The 14,339-nt window shown below is 57.2% G+C and carries 11 protein-coding genes and 4 pseudogenes; 5 read left to right on the top strand and 10 right to left on the bottom strand.

All coding sequences use genetic code 11. The features are described 5' to 3' along the window. The first annotated feature begins 170 nt into the window (after nt 1–170). Nucleotides 171–455 carry a hypothetical protein gene (locus AC07ED_RS04340; RefSeq protein ID WP_158664488.1) on the top strand — a complete coding sequence of 95 codons (285 nt, stop codon included), beginning with the start codon at nt 171–173 and terminating at the stop codon, nt 453–455. 41 nt (nt 456–496) lie between these two features. After that, a pseudogene (locus AC07ED_RS04335) lies at nt 497–1,003 on the top strand (alpha/beta fold hydrolase); the annotation flags it as partial. Between the two features lie 68 nt (nt 1,004–1,071). Here AC07ED_RS04335 and AC07ED_RS04330 read toward each other — a convergent pair. The 3 genes and pseudogenes from AC07ED_RS04330 to AC07ED_RS04320 form a co-directional block, all read right to left on the bottom strand. Then, nucleotides 1,072–1,272 (bottom strand): annotated as a pseudogene (locus tag AC07ED_RS04330) (aminotransferase class I/II-fold pyridoxal phosphate-dependent enzyme); the annotation flags it as partial. Nucleotides 1,273–1,392: 120 nt separating this feature from the next. Next, nucleotides 1,393–2,718, bottom strand: coding sequence for an amidase (locus tag AC07ED_RS04325; protein ID WP_105234605.1), 1,326 nt, complete (start codon nt 2,716–2,718; stop codon nt 1,393–1,395). Nucleotides 2,719–2,956: 238 nt separating this feature from the next. After that, complete coding sequence (locus AC07ED_RS04320; protein ID WP_012112698.1) at nt 2,957–4,312, bottom strand: IS1380-like element ISPme1 family transposase; 1,356 nt, start codon at nt 4,310–4,312, stop codon at nt 2,957–2,959. Nucleotides 4,313–4,399: 87 nt separating this feature from the next. Between AC07ED_RS04320 and AC07ED_RS04315 the strand changes: the two genes are divergently transcribed. After that, a complete protein-coding gene (locus AC07ED_RS04315) occupies nt 4,400–4,624 on the top strand; it encodes an alpha/beta fold hydrolase (protein ID WP_105234606.1) in 225 nt (74 codons plus the stop codon). A 102-nt stretch (nt 4,625–4,726) separates the two neighbouring features. Here AC07ED_RS04315 and AC07ED_RS04310 read toward each other — a convergent pair whose 3' ends face one another. Both AC07ED_RS04310 and AC07ED_RS04305 read right to left on the bottom strand, forming a co-directional pair. Continuing rightward, the gene (locus AC07ED_RS04310) at nt 4,727–6,109 is read right to left on the bottom strand and encodes an IS1182 family transposase (protein ID WP_105234607.1); all 1,383 of its coding nucleotides are present in this window, start codon (nt 6,107–6,109) and stop codon (nt 4,727–4,729) included. An 844-nt stretch (nt 6,110–6,953) separates the two neighbouring features. Further along, entirely contained in the window at nt 6,954–7,568 is a 615-nt protein-coding gene (locus AC07ED_RS04305) for a recombinase family protein (protein WP_067629790.1), read from the bottom strand. A gap of 120 nt (nt 7,569–7,688) precedes the next feature. On the opposite strand from AC07ED_RS04305, the gene AC07ED_RS04300 reads away from it, so the two are divergent. Next, the gene (locus tag AC07ED_RS04300; protein WP_105234608.1) at nt 7,689–10,577 is read left to right on the top strand and encodes a Tn3 family transposase; all 2,889 of its coding nucleotides are present in this window, start codon (nt 7,689–7,691) and stop codon (nt 10,575–10,577) included. A 213-nt stretch (nt 10,578–10,790) separates the two neighbouring features. Here the strand turns inward: AC07ED_RS04300 and AC07ED_RS04295 are convergent, their stop codons facing one another. After that, nucleotides 10,791–12,041 (bottom strand): IS256 family transposase, encoded by a 1,251-nt coding sequence (locus AC07ED_RS04295; RefSeq protein WP_105234609.1) that lies wholly within the window; start codon nt 12,039–12,041, stop codon nt 10,791–10,793. A gap of 92 nt (nt 12,042–12,133) precedes the next feature. On the opposite strand from AC07ED_RS04295, the pseudogene AC07ED_RS04290 reads away from it, so the two are divergent. Next, nucleotides 12,134–12,580 (top strand): annotated as a pseudogene (locus AC07ED_RS04290) (transposase); the annotation flags it as partial. 91 nt (nt 12,581–12,671) lie between these two features. On the opposite strand, the gene AC07ED_RS04285 reads toward AC07ED_RS04290, so the two are convergent. From AC07ED_RS04285 to AC07ED_RS04270, 4 genes and pseudogenes are all read right to left on the bottom strand, one after another. Beyond that, nucleotides 12,672–13,616, bottom strand: a complete 945-nt coding sequence (locus AC07ED_RS04285) for a carbon-nitrogen hydrolase family protein (protein ID WP_105234610.1) — start codon at nt 13,614–13,616, stop codon at nt 12,672–12,674. A gap of 38 nt (nt 13,617–13,654) precedes the next feature. Then, nucleotides 13,655–13,846: pseudogene (locus AC07ED_RS04280) on the bottom strand (carboxymuconolactone decarboxylase family protein); the annotation flags it as partial. Nucleotides 13,847–13,858: 12 nt separating this feature from the next. Further along, nucleotides 13,859–14,071 carry a carboxymuconolactone decarboxylase family protein gene (locus tag AC07ED_RS04275; RefSeq protein WP_211096430.1) on the bottom strand — a complete coding sequence of 71 codons (213 nt, stop codon included), beginning with the start codon at nt 14,069–14,071 and terminating at the stop codon, nt 13,859–13,861. A gap of 67 nt (nt 14,072–14,138) precedes the next feature. Then, nucleotides 14,139–14,339, bottom strand: a 201-nt coding sequence (locus tag AC07ED_RS04270; protein ID WP_478241867.1) for a hypothetical protein, incomplete at its 5' end; no start/stop codon positions are given.

Genomic DNA, 14,339 nt, shown 5'->3' with positions numbered 1-14,339 from the left:
TGGCCTGACGACCAATGCGCCTTGGACCGGGCTTGCTATATGAGGGCCGCACGCTCCAAGGCGCTCGCGCCAAACTGGCCGACTTTTGCTCCGCCCCAATGGCCGAATTTTACTCCGCCGTTGACAGCTTATCGTGCTGAGACACAAAATAATTAAGGGATATTAAAATAATGACCTATGCTCGGATAAACACAATCACATTTACTTCAGAAGCGGCTGCAGACGAACTTCAAGCTAATTACGCATCGACAGCGCCTGCAGGGTTTCCTGAAGCTCTATTATTAGTTTCAGTAAGAACTGGCCCACTAACTGCTTCGTTAACCTCAATTTATGAAGACAAAGCTGCATTTGATCGATCAGCTGAAGAACGCACGAAGCGCATGGCAGCCAATGGACATTTGATGGATGGCGTTGTTGTTGAAGAAGGTGAAGTAACATTATTTCGCGTAAAATAAGTCCCTCAGAATATACTGTTTGCTCTTTTGGAGGTTAATCTATGAAACTAGAAGAGACGGATTTCATCGAAGCGGGAAGTGGCGAAAAGGTAATCCTTGTTCACTCAAGTGTTGCTGGAGCCAAACAATGGCGGAGCCTGATGGAGACGCTTTCCAACGACTTCCATGTCATAGCAATTAACCTATTTGGCTACGGAGATACCCGTGTTTGGGAAGATGATGGCAAGCAGCGTTTGAAAGATCAGGCGAGGCTAATCGAACCCTTTTTGCCGACAGGTGACGACAAGATTTCGATTGTTGGACACTCGTTCGGTGGCAGCGTTGCGATGAAGGCGGCTGCAATGTTTAAAACGAAGGTTCGCCGCTTGGCCCTTATCGAGCCTAACACATTTTATCTTCTGAAAAAGTATGGGCGGTCCGAAGCCTACCAAGAAGCGGTCACTTTAAGGGATGCGATCAAGTCAAACGGGAAAGCTGGGAGATGGGAAGTCGCTGCTGAAGTGTTTGCAAATTATTGGACAGGTGCTGGAAGCTGGGATGCCATGCATCATGACCGGAAATCCAAATTTGCGCAGGCGTTGATGCCAAATTTCCATGAATGGGATGCGGTAATGAATGAACCATCATTGGGCGGGTATTTCGCAAAACCAGCGATGTTGTCGGCCAAGACATCCCCAACCCACGACGGGAACGCGTGTTGTGGCTCTCCAATGGTCAACGCCAGAGGTTCTCCGCCCGGTTCATGGACGTCGAGTAGAGCCCGCAAACGCGGGAATGCGTAGTCCGCAAGGTTCGAGAACCGCTCCGGATAGATCATTTCTGCCTCAAAGTTGCGAGATCATTTTCGTCCCGCTTTGTACCTTGATAACCCCCGACCGCCTGCGCTGTCCAGAAAAACGGAACAAATCCAGAGCGCCCCGCGTCAGAAATGTGGCATTTAGGCCAAGGCGCGCTCTGCCGCTGCACCAATCCGCAGCAATCGCGCTTCGCTCATTGGGGCCGCGTTCAGCATGATCCCACAGGACGGAACGCCCGTAGGAAGCGTCAGAGAGCATTCGCCCATCAGATTGCCGACACGCGTATTGCGGAGCGTCATCAGGTTCTCTTGGACGAAAAATTCCCCGTCCTCCTCCAACCGTTTCGCATTCGGCGGCAAGATCGGAGAGGTCGGCATGATCACCGCATCAAAACCAGCCATCGCTGCGTGATATTCGGCTCGAATTTCGTTCAGTTCGGCCCAGCCAGCCACAAAATCGACGGCATCAAATTCGGCACCAGCCCGAATACGCGCCAGGATTTGGTGATACATTTTTGACGGATCAGCTTCGATGATGTCGCGCCAGTAGGCATAGGCATCAACGGTATAAAGAATACCCGCCAGTTCGAAAGCTCGCCGAAGCGGTTCGAACCTCACATGTTCGACCTCTGCGCCAGCCTCCTCCAACCGAACGACAGCCGCCATAAACGCCGCCTTCGGGTCTTCGCGCACATTTTCCATCGCAATCGTATCGAGGATGGCAAGCCGAACGCCGCTCAGGTCGCTTCCTTTAATGTCAGCAGCGCATCCACCCAATGCACCCAGCATCAGCGCCGCGTCTTCGACCGACCGACACAGCGGCCCAACGGTATCAAAGGTCTTACACAGTGGCACAACGCCCTTCAGCGACAAATGCCCATGCGTTGTCTTTAGCCCAACCAGATCGTTCCAAACGCTCGGCACGCGCACTGATCCGCCGGTATCCGACCCAACCGCCGCAGCAGCCAGACCAAAGGCCACGGATGCCGCAGCGCCCGACGATGATCCCCCCGGAACAACATCAGGGTCATTCACACAAGGCGGCGTTGCAGTGATCGGATTTAACCCCAACCCACTAAAGGCGATCTCGGTCATATGGGTCTTACCCAAACACACCAAACCCATCGCCATTGCGTTCCGCAGAACCTCCGCATCCCGCGAAGGGATCCGATCCTTTAGATAAAGCGTCCCCGCCTCTGTTGCCGTTCCGGCCGTGTCGAACAGATCCTTCCAGCTGATCGGCACCCCATCCAACGCAGACCGCCGCAAACCGGCTTTCGCACGAGCAGACGAAGCATGAGCCTCTGCCAAGGCGCGTTTGGGTGTCACACGTGCATAGATGCGGTCGCGATGTTCATGTTCATCGATGGCAGTCAGAAATACCTTTGTCAGGTCAACGGGGTCAATTTCCCCCGATCCAATCCGGCGTCCTAGATCTGCCGCTGTCATCCACCGCCAGTCCTGCATGGTAATCTCCCTTGTGCCCGACATTCCCCAAGTGGCCTGCCGCTTGACTTCAAGATCGCCTGATTTTGCTCGCTGGGCAAGCGTTCTTCGCCCCGAGCGGTGTCTGTCGTCGCGCAAACGGCCGAAGTCGGGTGGATCAAGCCTCGAACCCGCAGCATTCTGGCCCGGCAGAGCCGCTTTCCCGCGCGGCAGACGGACCTGTCCTGCCGCTTTCGTTCAGCTTGGGCATGGATCGTGGTCATGCGCATGACGGAGGCGTTCGAAGACGGCGGATGGCGGCAAGGACGGCCCGCACCATCGGGCCGGTGACGGCGACCTCGGCCAACTGGAAGGTAATGGCGCGGGCGTGGCGGACGACGCGGGCGCCGATCTTGATCAGCTTGAGTTGCAGGCTGGTCAACGACCAGTCCGCCATGGCCTCGGGCAGTTCGATGCAGCGCAGGAAGGTTGCCAGGTTGTAGGCCAGCGCGTGCAGTTGCAGCCGCACCTCGTTGTGCCGGAACTTCCGGCATGACAGCCGCGTCCAGCGAAAGGCATATTTGCCTTCCTTGATGTGCTGCTCTGCGGTGCCGCGCTGGTTGTAGAACCTCACCACCCAGTCTGGCTCCATCGGCAGGTTGGTGACGATGAAGCCGACTTTGGGGAACAGCTCGCCCGGATGCCATTCGATCTTGGCGATGACGCGGCGCGGCTTGTCCCAGGACGCCGCCTGATACTCGAAGTCCTCGAAGAACCGTTTGACCTTGGTCAGCGAAGGCCGTCCCACGGGCCGTGTCAGCCGATGCGCGATCTTCTCGCGCAAGACGGCGTTGGCGGGCAGACGGATGGCGTAGAAGAACCTGGCTTCTTCCAGCCGCATATAGATCGCGGGGATCGCGTAGGCAGCGTCGGCCCGGAAGAAGCGTCCACCAAGGTCGCGGCCAGCATATCGGGCAATGACGGGATCAAGGACATCCCGCCAGCCATCGGCGCTGTGGACATTGCCGTTACGCAGGGCGCAGCGCTCCAGCATGCCAAACTGGTTGAACAAGAAGATGGGGTGATAGCAGGTGCAGTCGAAATGCCCGTTCCAGGCAGCACCTTCCTGATCGCCGTGGGTGGGGCTGACCGAGCTGTCCATGTCCAGCACGATGTATTTCAACCCGTTGCGGTCATGAAACCGGTCGATCCATTGGCCGTTCAGATCGGCCAGCGCCGCCCGGTTCGCGGCCAGAGCCAGCGTCTCGGTCTCGAACCGTCCCATCTGCGATGCCGAAGCAGCTTGCGCCTCGACGGCCCTGCCGCCAACGACCTGACGCATCACGGGATCGAGGGCCAAGCGGTCGGCATCGTTCACATCCTCGTATCCGGCCAGTCGTCCGAACACCGATTGCCGGAACAATCCGTCAAGCCGATGGAGCGTGTTCTTCCCGGTGCGGCTGTCTCGCAGCGCCTCCGACGCCAGATTGGACAGGCCGAGCACGTCATCAAGCTCGCGCATCACCAGCAGGCCACCGTCTGAACTGATCTGCGCACCACGGAACTCCAGACGCACACGGCGGTCGAAATCAACCCGATCTCCCCGCGCCAAGCCCGCACCCTCCAGGTGATCCATGAAACGCGCCCCTCGCAGCCGTCAACGCCATGATTTATATGCGAAATATCACGATTACGACAGCGAAATCAGCGACTTACTTGGAGAATGTGGGATGAAGAAACGTCATTTGCGGAATGGGAAAGAGATTTACCCAAAGATACGACTGTCGTGTCAGCACAAGATACAGTCCGATCCATTAGTGAGATTGTTGAATTGATGAAAGAGAGCGTTTCTGAATGGCGCTTCGAACAGATAGAGCGCGGTGGGCACATGGCGACAATGACCAAGCCGGATCTGATCAATCCGATTGTCGTCAGTGCCTTAGATTAGCATCCGCTCTGGGCTGATTGTGTTGAAAAACTCGATGTTTTTGGCCCATTGATGCTGGTTACCACGTTGATTTAATTTAGCTGTTCGTAGCCAGCCTGCTTTTCACCCTGCGGCTGGTCCCATCGGCTTGAGCTTAGCGAGTTTCCGGAGGTTTTGGGCGGTTGCTGCGAGGGTAAATTCATCTTGGACGCCGTATGGGCCGCGAAGTCGGAGCCTGGCCAAGCCAAGGATGCGTTTGAGGTGGGCGAAGAGCATCTCGACTTTCTTTCGTCGGTTCTGCGCGGTTTGATTAAACTCTGACGCTGTACACTGACGGGCGAAGTCTCGGACGATTTCGTATTTCTCGCGATGGATCGCGCGGGTCTCTGATTTGGGACAGCATTTGGCTTTTAATGGACAGTCGATGCAATCAGATTTAAGGGCCCGGTATTTGCGCGCTTTCCATTCGGGCGCATTCCTTGCAGGATCGGAATAGGTGCGCCGGGTATGCTTCATCTCTTTGCCGCCAGGACAGGTGTAGCGGTCGTTCCCATCGTCCCACGTAAAGTCGGAACGTGAGAATGTGCCGTCCTTGCGCTCTCCTTTGTCGATGACCGGAATGAACGGAAGTATCTTCCGTTTGGTGGTCAGCCAGACGAGATTATCAGCGGAGCCATAGGCAGTGTCCGCAGCGATCCAATCCGGCTTCAGGCCAAAGCGTTCTTCGGTCCGGTCGATCATCTTGCGCATGGCTCCAACTTCGGCGGTTCTGTTCGAGCGGCTGGCGTCGACATCAACGATGATACTGTGATCTGTATCGATCAGATAATTGGTGGAATACGCAAAGAATGCAGGGCCTTTACGCGCTGCAGTCCATTGGCTGGCCGGATCAGCATGAGCAGTAAACTTGGGCTTGGTCGTGGTGGCCGCACCAAACGCCTCGTCGTCCAATGTGTCGAGATATTCCTGCACTGCGCGTGGTGCATCATCGACGTCGGCGACACGGGCTGCCCAATTTTCAGGGTTGCTGGAATTCTGTTTCTGGACATCTGCACTGATCAAGCTGGCATCGATTGCAAATCCTTGGCCACCCACCAGCCCTTCTTTCATACAGCGCGCAACGGTCGTCTCAAATACGTGGCGCAGAAGGCCACTCTCCCGGAACCTACCGTGGCGGTTCTTGGAAAACGTCGAATGATCCGGGATGCGGTCACTAAGGTCCAGGCGGCAGAACCAGCGATAGGCCAAGTTCAGATGAACCTCTTCGCACAAGCGGCGTTCCGACCGGATGCCGGAGCAATAGCCCACAAGCAACATCCGGATCATCAATTCAGGATCAATGGATGGGCGACCAGTGTGGCTGTAAAATTCAGCAAGATGCGCACGAATACTACTCAGGTCAACGAACCGATCAATCGAACGCAACAGGTGGTTTTGGGGAACGTGATCTTCCAGCGAAAATTCATAAAACAGTGCTGCCTGTGCTTCCTGCCTTGGTCCCAACATCGCAAATCCCCCGGTTCAATACACAGATTGAATCAGCAGCCGGAGCTACGATCAAGGAATAGTTTTTCAACACAATCGGCTCGAAGCTGCCATTCTCCGCGCCTAGCGTGAATGTCTGCTCTGGGCGAAAAACCAGCAAGCAAGTTCGTTGTGTTTTCAACCATGTTGTCCCAAAACTCCACCAACACAGTGTTAGCAACACAGCCACACTCAACACTGTGTCCAACACAGCGAATCCGCAGTCAAAATAGTCAGCAACACGGCAAAAAGTGTGTTTAAGGTGTGTTTTTGAATTACACAACTTTAGCGCGCATTGCGCTCAGCTAAATCATTGATATTATTAGTAAAAGTGGTGCCCAGGGGCGGAATCGAACCACCGACACGAGGATTTTCAATGGAGGCGGTGTAAATTGTATGTTTAAAATCAATAATTTACGTGGCGAAATTTTTGGTGTGTGCGCAAGTGTGTTTTTGGTGTCATTTTAAGTGTAGGGCGGAAATGCTGTGTTGGACACGGTAGTCTTAAGAGTTTGATTCTAACACACTGTTCAACATTCAAAAAGACGCAAGACTGGACACGGACTAAATAAAATGGACGTTCACTCGGACTATTGTTTATGGCCGAAGTGCGGACTTTCCCGACATTGATGTTTTGCTATGTTGCTGACGCAGCATCCGTTTGCAGTTGCGGTACGAGATACACGGCATCGCAATTCATGTCGGCAAACCGGTCATTCGCGGGCATCGTTCTCTACAGGACCTTCACCGCGCTTTCGACGCACGGTGCCCGAACACGAGAGCCGCGGAACAAGGGGTGGATTCCGGCTGAGTGCAGAATGACACCCTAAGGCATTTTGAGGACGCGGCTTCCGTATTCACGCAGATTTCCGTTTGGATCTACGTATCGATAGAGCGTAACAGGCTTGATCCCCAACTCCTTGCAGAGATCACTAACAGACGTGTCGCGATTGGCCATGGCGGCTTGCGCCATACGGACCTGCGCTTTTGTCAGCGCAAACTTCCTTCCACCTTTCCGGCCACGGGCGCGGGCGGCTTGGAGCCCGGCCATTGTGCGTTCGCGGATCAACTCACTTTCAAATTCGGCCAAGGCCGCAAAGATGCCAAATGAAAGTCGTCCTGCCGCAGTTGTTGTATCGATCTGCGCGCCTTGTCCGGTGAGCACCTTGAGGCCAACGCCGCGCTCGGACAGCAAGCTGACGGTTTTGACAAGATGGTGCAGGCTGCGGCCCAAGCGGTCAAGCTTCCACACAACCAGAACATCGCCATCCCGCAATGCCTTGAGGCAGGCCTCCAGACCTGAGCGGTCATCTTTCTTTCCGGATGCCAGATCCGAGTAAATCTGGTCCTCTTCGACGCCTGACGCGATCAGCGCATCCCGCTGCAAGTCGAGGGACTGGCTGCCGTCGGCTTTTGAGACGCGAGCATAGCCGATCAGCATGTTTCACAAACGAATGTTTGTGATGCTCTGGCAGATGCTCTGCTTCCGCTCATAAAAGCTATTCCTTATTAATTATCTTAATCAAAGATAAGCAAACCCAAAATAGAAAGCAAAAGAAACATGGCGCACCGCAGCATCCTGACCGAGCGCCAGCGTTCGGCCCTTTTTGATCTCCCTATCGATGAACTTTCGCTCCTTCGACATTACACGCTTGCCGATGACGACCTTGACCACATCAACGCACGGCGTCGCGCCGAAAACCGGATCGGCTTCGCCCTGCAACTATGTGCCTTGCGATACCCTGGGCGACTTCTGTCTTCCCATGAGGTCATTCCCGAGCAGGCCATTCGCTTTATTGGAGCCCAACTGGGTCTGACAGGTGATGAAATCCTACCCTATGCGGCGCGGCGCCAAACCCGACAGCAACATCTGCAGGAGCTTCGGGAAATATACGGCTACAAAATGTTCTCCGGTCGCGGCGCGCGTGATCTGAAGGGCTGGCTTGAACGCGAGGCAGAGACCGCTCGATCCAATGAAGACCTTGCCCGACGGTTTGTCGCGGAATGCCGACGCACCCAGACAGTCCTGCCTGGCGTGTCTGTCATCGAACGCCTTTGTGCTGACGCTCTCGTCGCGGCCGAGCGCCGGATTGAAAGCCGGATCGCTGACCGACTGGATGAGACGATGAAAGGCCGGTTGGATGACCTGTTAACGGAGATGGTCGGTGGCAGTGTCAGCCGGTTCATCTGGCTTCGGCAGTTTGAGGTCGGCAAAAACTCAGCGGGGGCCAGCCGCCTTCTGGATCGCCTGGAGTTTTTACAGAGAATAGGGTTGGCGCCCGATATTCTGGATGGTCTGCCGCCCCACCGTGTTACGCAACTGCGCCGCCAGGGCGAACGATATTTTGCCGATGGCCTGCGAGACATTACCAGCGACCGGCGCCTGGCCATTCTCGCGGTCTGTGCCATAGAATGGCACGCGGGGATTGCCGATGCGGTGGTCGAGACCCATGACCGGATCGTGGGTAAGACTTGGCAGGATGCGAAAAGGTTGTGTGACACGCGCATAGCGGATGCAAAATCCGCCCTGCACGACACACTTCGCTCCTTCAAAGCCTTGGGCGCTGCCCTTTTGGAGGCCAAGGGGGATGAGGCCTCCCTTGATGTGGCAACCGAAATGTCCTGTGGTTGGCTTCAGCTTGAAGGCCTTGTGGCAACCGCCGCCGAACTGACGAATACGATGTCCGCTGACCCTATAGTCCATGTCGTGCAAGGGTATCATCGGTTCCGGCGATATGCACCGCGTATGCTGCGAGCTTTGGATATCCACGGGGCCGCTGTAGCGCGGCCCTTGGAGCAAGCGGCACAGATCATTGCTGATGATGGGAATAGCAAATCTCATTCCACAAGCTTTCTACGGCGTGGTTCCAAATGGCACCGCCACCTTAACGCTCAGGCGGCCGATGATCACCGGCTCTGGGAGGTGGCCGTTCTGTCCCATCTCCGCGAAGCGTTTCGATCGGGCGATATCTGGCTGGCCCATTCACGTCGCTATGCAGATCTGAAACAGGCCTTGGTTCCGGTTGAAGCTGCACAGGCCACGCCCAGATTGACCGTTCCGTTTGATCCAGAAAGCTGGCTTGAAGACCGCAAGGCGCGGCTGACAGATGGGCTTGACCGACTGGCAAAGGCAGCGCGGTCTGGGGCAATTCCCGGCGGTTCCATAGAAAACGGCGTTCTGAAAGTTGACCGGCTGCCCGCAGCCGTGCCCGAAGCAGCAGAGGCTCTGGTGCTTGCTCTCTATGATCGTCTGCCCGCCGTGCGCATCACCGATTTACTGCAGGAGGTCGATGAAGACATCGGCTTCACGGATGCCTTCACCAACGTGCGCACTGGCTCCCCCTGTACGGATCGCATCGGGCTGCTGACCGTATTGCTGGCCGAGGGGCTAAATCTTGGGCTGAGCAAAATGGCCGAGGCCACCAACACCCACGACTACTTACAGCTGTCGCGCTTGTCCCGCTGGCACATCGAAAGCGATGCCATCAACCGGGCGCTTGCCATGGTGATTGACGCGCAAGCGGGCCTGCCCATGGCCAGGTTCTGGGGCGGCGGCGTCACCGCGTCCAGCGACGGACAATTCTTCCCCGCCGCGAGGCAAGGAGAAGCGATGAATCTTATCAACGCCAAATACGGATCTGAGCCAGGGCTAAAGGCTTACACCCATGTCTCCGATCAGTTTGGACCCTTTGCAACACAGAACATTCCCGCCACCGTGAGCGAAGCACCCTACATCCTGGACGGGCTGCTGATGAACGAAGCGGGCCGAAAGGTCAAAGAGCAGTATGCTGACACCGGCGGCTTTACCGACCACGTCTTTGCCGTCACCTCGCTGCTGGCCTTTAGGTTCGTTCCACGCATACGAGACCTCCCCTCAAAACGGCTCTACCTCTTCGACCCGGCAGCCGCGCCGCAGGAATTGCGCGGCCTAATCGGCGGTAAAATCAGAAAGAGCCTGATCGCCCAGAACTGGCCGGATATCCTGCGGGCCGTGGCCACGATGGCGGCGGGCATCATGCCGCCCAGTCAGTTGCTCAAGAAGTTCGCGGCCTATCCCCGCCAACACGAGCTGGCCGTGGCCTTGCGCGAAATCGGCCGCATCGAGCGCACGCTCTTCATCATCGACTGGCTGCTTGATGCCGACATGCAGCGTCGTGCCCAGATTGGCCTCAACAAGGGCGAGGCCCATCACGCCCTAAAAAACGCCCTGCGCATCGGGCGGCAGGGCGAAATCCGCGATCGGACCGTCGAAGGTCAGCACTACCGTATGGCAGGGCTGAACCTGCTGGCCGCCATCATCATCTACTGGAACACCAAGCACCTCGGGCAGGCTGTCACACGGCGCCAACACGTCGGATTAGACTGTCCATCCGATCTCCTGGGGCACATCTCGCCTCTCGGATGGGCACACATCCTCCTCACAGGCGAGTATAAGTGGAAAAAACGATGAAGGGCTGGCTTAGGGTGTCATTCTGCACTCAGCCGGAATCTACCCCACCATCGGCTCGAAGCTTTCGAGGCGTGGAAATCTGCGGCAAATGCCGCTTGATCAACGACCGGCATGCCAGCTTTCAAACTCGGAGAGTTAACGTGACAACACCGCGAGATCGTCTGCTCCGATCTAACAACCGATGAGATATGGGCAAAAGTTGGTGATGCTTGATCAGGCGGCGGTTTGAAGTTGGCGGATCCCGTCGCGGAACTCAACCCCTTGGATGATCTCGGGCAGGCGGTTCTGGCCGTCGAGTTTGCGCCATTTCTTCTGCGCCGACATCATCAGCTTGAAGGCCATGGCCAGCCCGGTCTTCCGGCTGAGGCATCCCTTCGTGCGTTTCGTGCGATGCCGGACCGTCGCGAAGGTGCTTTCGATCGGATTTGATGTCCGGATGTGTTTCCACTGTTCGGCCGGATAATCATAGAACGTCAGCAACGCGTCGCGGTCCTTGACCAGCTTGGCGACCGCCTTGTCCCATTTCACACCGTAGGTTGCGACGAAGAAGTCGAAGGCGGCGTTCGCTTTGGCTTTTGTCTCGGCCTGCCAGATGTCGTGCAGATGGCCTTTGGCCTTTGCCTGGACAGATTTCGGCATGGCATTCAGCACGTTCATGGTTTTATGGACCCAACAGCGCTGCTCCCGCGTCGTGGCGAACACCTCGCGCAGGGCCGTCCAGAACCCCAAGGCACCGTCGCCGATGGCCAGCTTGGGGTCCTGTTTCAGGCCGCGCCGCTTGAGATCGAGAAGCACCTCACGCCAGCTTTGCGTGCTCTCGCGGAAACCGTCGGTCATGGCCAGCAACTCCTTGCGGCCATATTCATCCGCCCCGACAACCACCAGAACACATTGTTTTTCCTCGGCCATGCGCGGTTTGAAGTAGACCCCATCCGCCCAGACGTAGAGAAAGCGCCGGTTGCCGAGGTCGCGTTTCTGCCACGCCTCGTAGTCTTTCCACCAGTCGGCCTTCAGCAGGGTGACGGTTTTGGCGGACAGACCCTTGGTATTCGGACCCACCAGCGCCTCCAGCGCCTCGCTGAAATCGCCGGTGGATACCCCCTTGAGGTAAAGCCACGGCAGCAGCTCCTCGACTGATTTCGCCTTGCGCAGGTATCGCGGCAGGATGCTGGGCGTGAAGGTGATCTTGTCTTCGCTAGGCTTTCGATCCCGCACGCGCGGCACTTTCACTGGCACCGGGCCGATGCCGGTCATCACCTCGCGTTCCGGCAGGTGACCGTGTCGGACCAGGCGTGCCCGCCCGTCCTCGAGCTTGTCCCCGGAAAAGGCGTTCATGAGCGCGGTCAGCTCGGCGTGGATCGCCTGTTCGATCAGCTTGCGCGCTCCATCGCGCAGGACGTCGGTGAATGGGTCGGATGTAAAACCCGATGGATCGGGCAGTTGAGTGATGGTAGTCTCTGACATGTGGCATATCCCTTTCTCAGCAGAGAATTGACGGCGACTCGACACCGCCATGATATGCCGCCCCTCAGGGCATCACCAACTTTCGCGCGTTTCTCACAACCGATGATGTTGGCGATCCGACAGCGCTGCCAGATCTCTTGGATCAAGTCGACGGCCCGGTTGCTCTCTTTCTGGCAGACGGAGCTTATGATGGAGAACCAACATCTGATTTGCTTGCCGCTCGGCTCGGATCGATGATTGAGGTCACAATCCCACCTCCGAAAAACGCGATCCTGAGCCCCAATCCGGCCCAATGCCCGAGCATTCGTGATCGCCATATTGCCGACATTCGCGCGCACGGACGAATGGCCTGGCAGAAGTCATCGGGCTACAATCAGCGGAGCCGCGGCGAAACCCAGATGGGTCGCTGGAAGACCGTCATCGGGCCAAAGCTAAAGGCGCGCACCATCGGAAATCAGAAAACAGAAGCCAAGATTGGCGTCCGGGTTCTCAACCGGATGACCGGACTTGGCCGCCCGCATTTCGAACGCACCGCCTGAAGTCCGTCTCAGGTAGGGCGCGTTCTGAGTTGCAGTTGATCTGTGCAACACGGCCCATCCCGACCATCCGGCGCGGGTGGCCCCGTGCGGGTCAGTCGGGGCTTTGGTCCGACCGGCGGCGTACCGGGCTCTTGGCGCGGTCATCGACATGCAGTTCGAACACGTCGGGGCGCGCATAATGCCCGACGCAATCCATGTCGAATTTGCCGCGCACCACGTCGCCGGGGTCGATCTCGGCATAAAGAATCGTCTCCCCGGTGAAATCCGGCCCGGCAAGCACCTTGCCCAGCGGGTCCACGATCAGCGATCCGCCGCGCATCATGACCGTATCGGGGGCATCGCCAAGCGCGGATTCGTGGTTGTCGGGGAACTGCGCCCGGGTGATGTGTTGACATGCGCTGAGCACGAAACACCGCCCCTCAAGCGCGATATGCTGCATCGTTGGAAGCCATGTGTCGCGGTCATCGGCAGTCGGCGCGCAATACAGCGTCACCCCTTGGAAATACATGTGCATCCGTAGCGCAGGCATGTAGTTTTCCCAGCAGATCACCGCGCCGATAGTGCCGAAATCGGTCTTGACCGCCTCCATGGTCGATCCGTCGCCATATCCCCAGATCAGCCGTTCGCCCGCCGTCGGCATCAGTTTGCGGTGCTTGTTGACCAGGCCCTGCGCGCCGTCAAAGAAAAGAGCGGTGCAATACAGCGTTCCGCCATCGCGTTCGATACAGCCCAGCACGACGAAAATACCCGTCTCTGCCGTTGCCTGGGCGATTTCGTCGATCTCGGGGCCATCCAGGTCGATCGCGGCCGCGTGATAAGCGGCAAAGGCCGGGCGGCTTTCGGGTTTGCGCACCCCGATGGGCGATCCAAAGCTGGCGCCCTTGGGATAGCCGCCCAGCACGGCCTCGGGGAACACGACAATGCGCGCGCCCTGGCCATGGGCCTCGTGGATCGAGGCGACGATCTTTTCGGCGGTGGCCGTCGGATCGTCGGGAATGGATGCGATCTGTGCGACCGCGGCAACAAACGGATTCATGTCTCGTCCTTTCAGTTGATAACGCCCGGGGGCGGGGCTCAGATACCCATTTCCTCGAACACGTCCTGAGCGGTGCGGAAACTGTCGATGGCGGCGGGCACGCCGCAGTAAATCGCGACCTGCATGAATATCTCGCGAATCTCTTCCTTGCTCAAGCCGTTGTTGATCGCTCCGCGCACATGCAGGCGCAGTTCGTGATTGCGCCCCAGGGTGGCGATCATCCCAAGATTGAGAACCGAGCGTTATTTGCGATCCAGCCCGGGCCGGTTCCAGATTTCGTCCCAGCAGTATTCGGTGACAAGCTGCTGCATCGGAAAATTGTATTCGGTAGCCTTGCCGACCGATATGTTGACGTATTCCTCGCCCAGGACCTCGCGCCGGGTTTTGAGGCCCTTCTCGAATTTCTCGGTAAAGGCGGATCCGTCGGGTGCGCTGAGCGGGCTCTTGTTGGACACGGGCGGGGTCTCCTTGCTTGTCTCTGACTGGGTATACCCTCCTTCAATCAGATTGTCTGATAACCTGTCAATCCAAATCTTGAGAGGGGCGGGTGACGAAATCGAGCGCCTCAAGCAGGTAGGGGCGGAATTCCGGTGGATTTGTGAACGGCGGAGCAATACTCGGCCACGGTAGCGACGGCATAGTGTTGTCGCGGGCGGCGTAAAAGTCGTCCACTTTTGCCCTTTCGGATTTCGGGAGGGCTTGGGGATATACACCGTGGATTTG

This window comes from Aestuarium zhoushanense (genome assembly GCF_056431045.1).
Note: the sequence above shows the minus strand (reverse complement) of the source record. Positions and strands in the feature narration are given on the sequence as shown.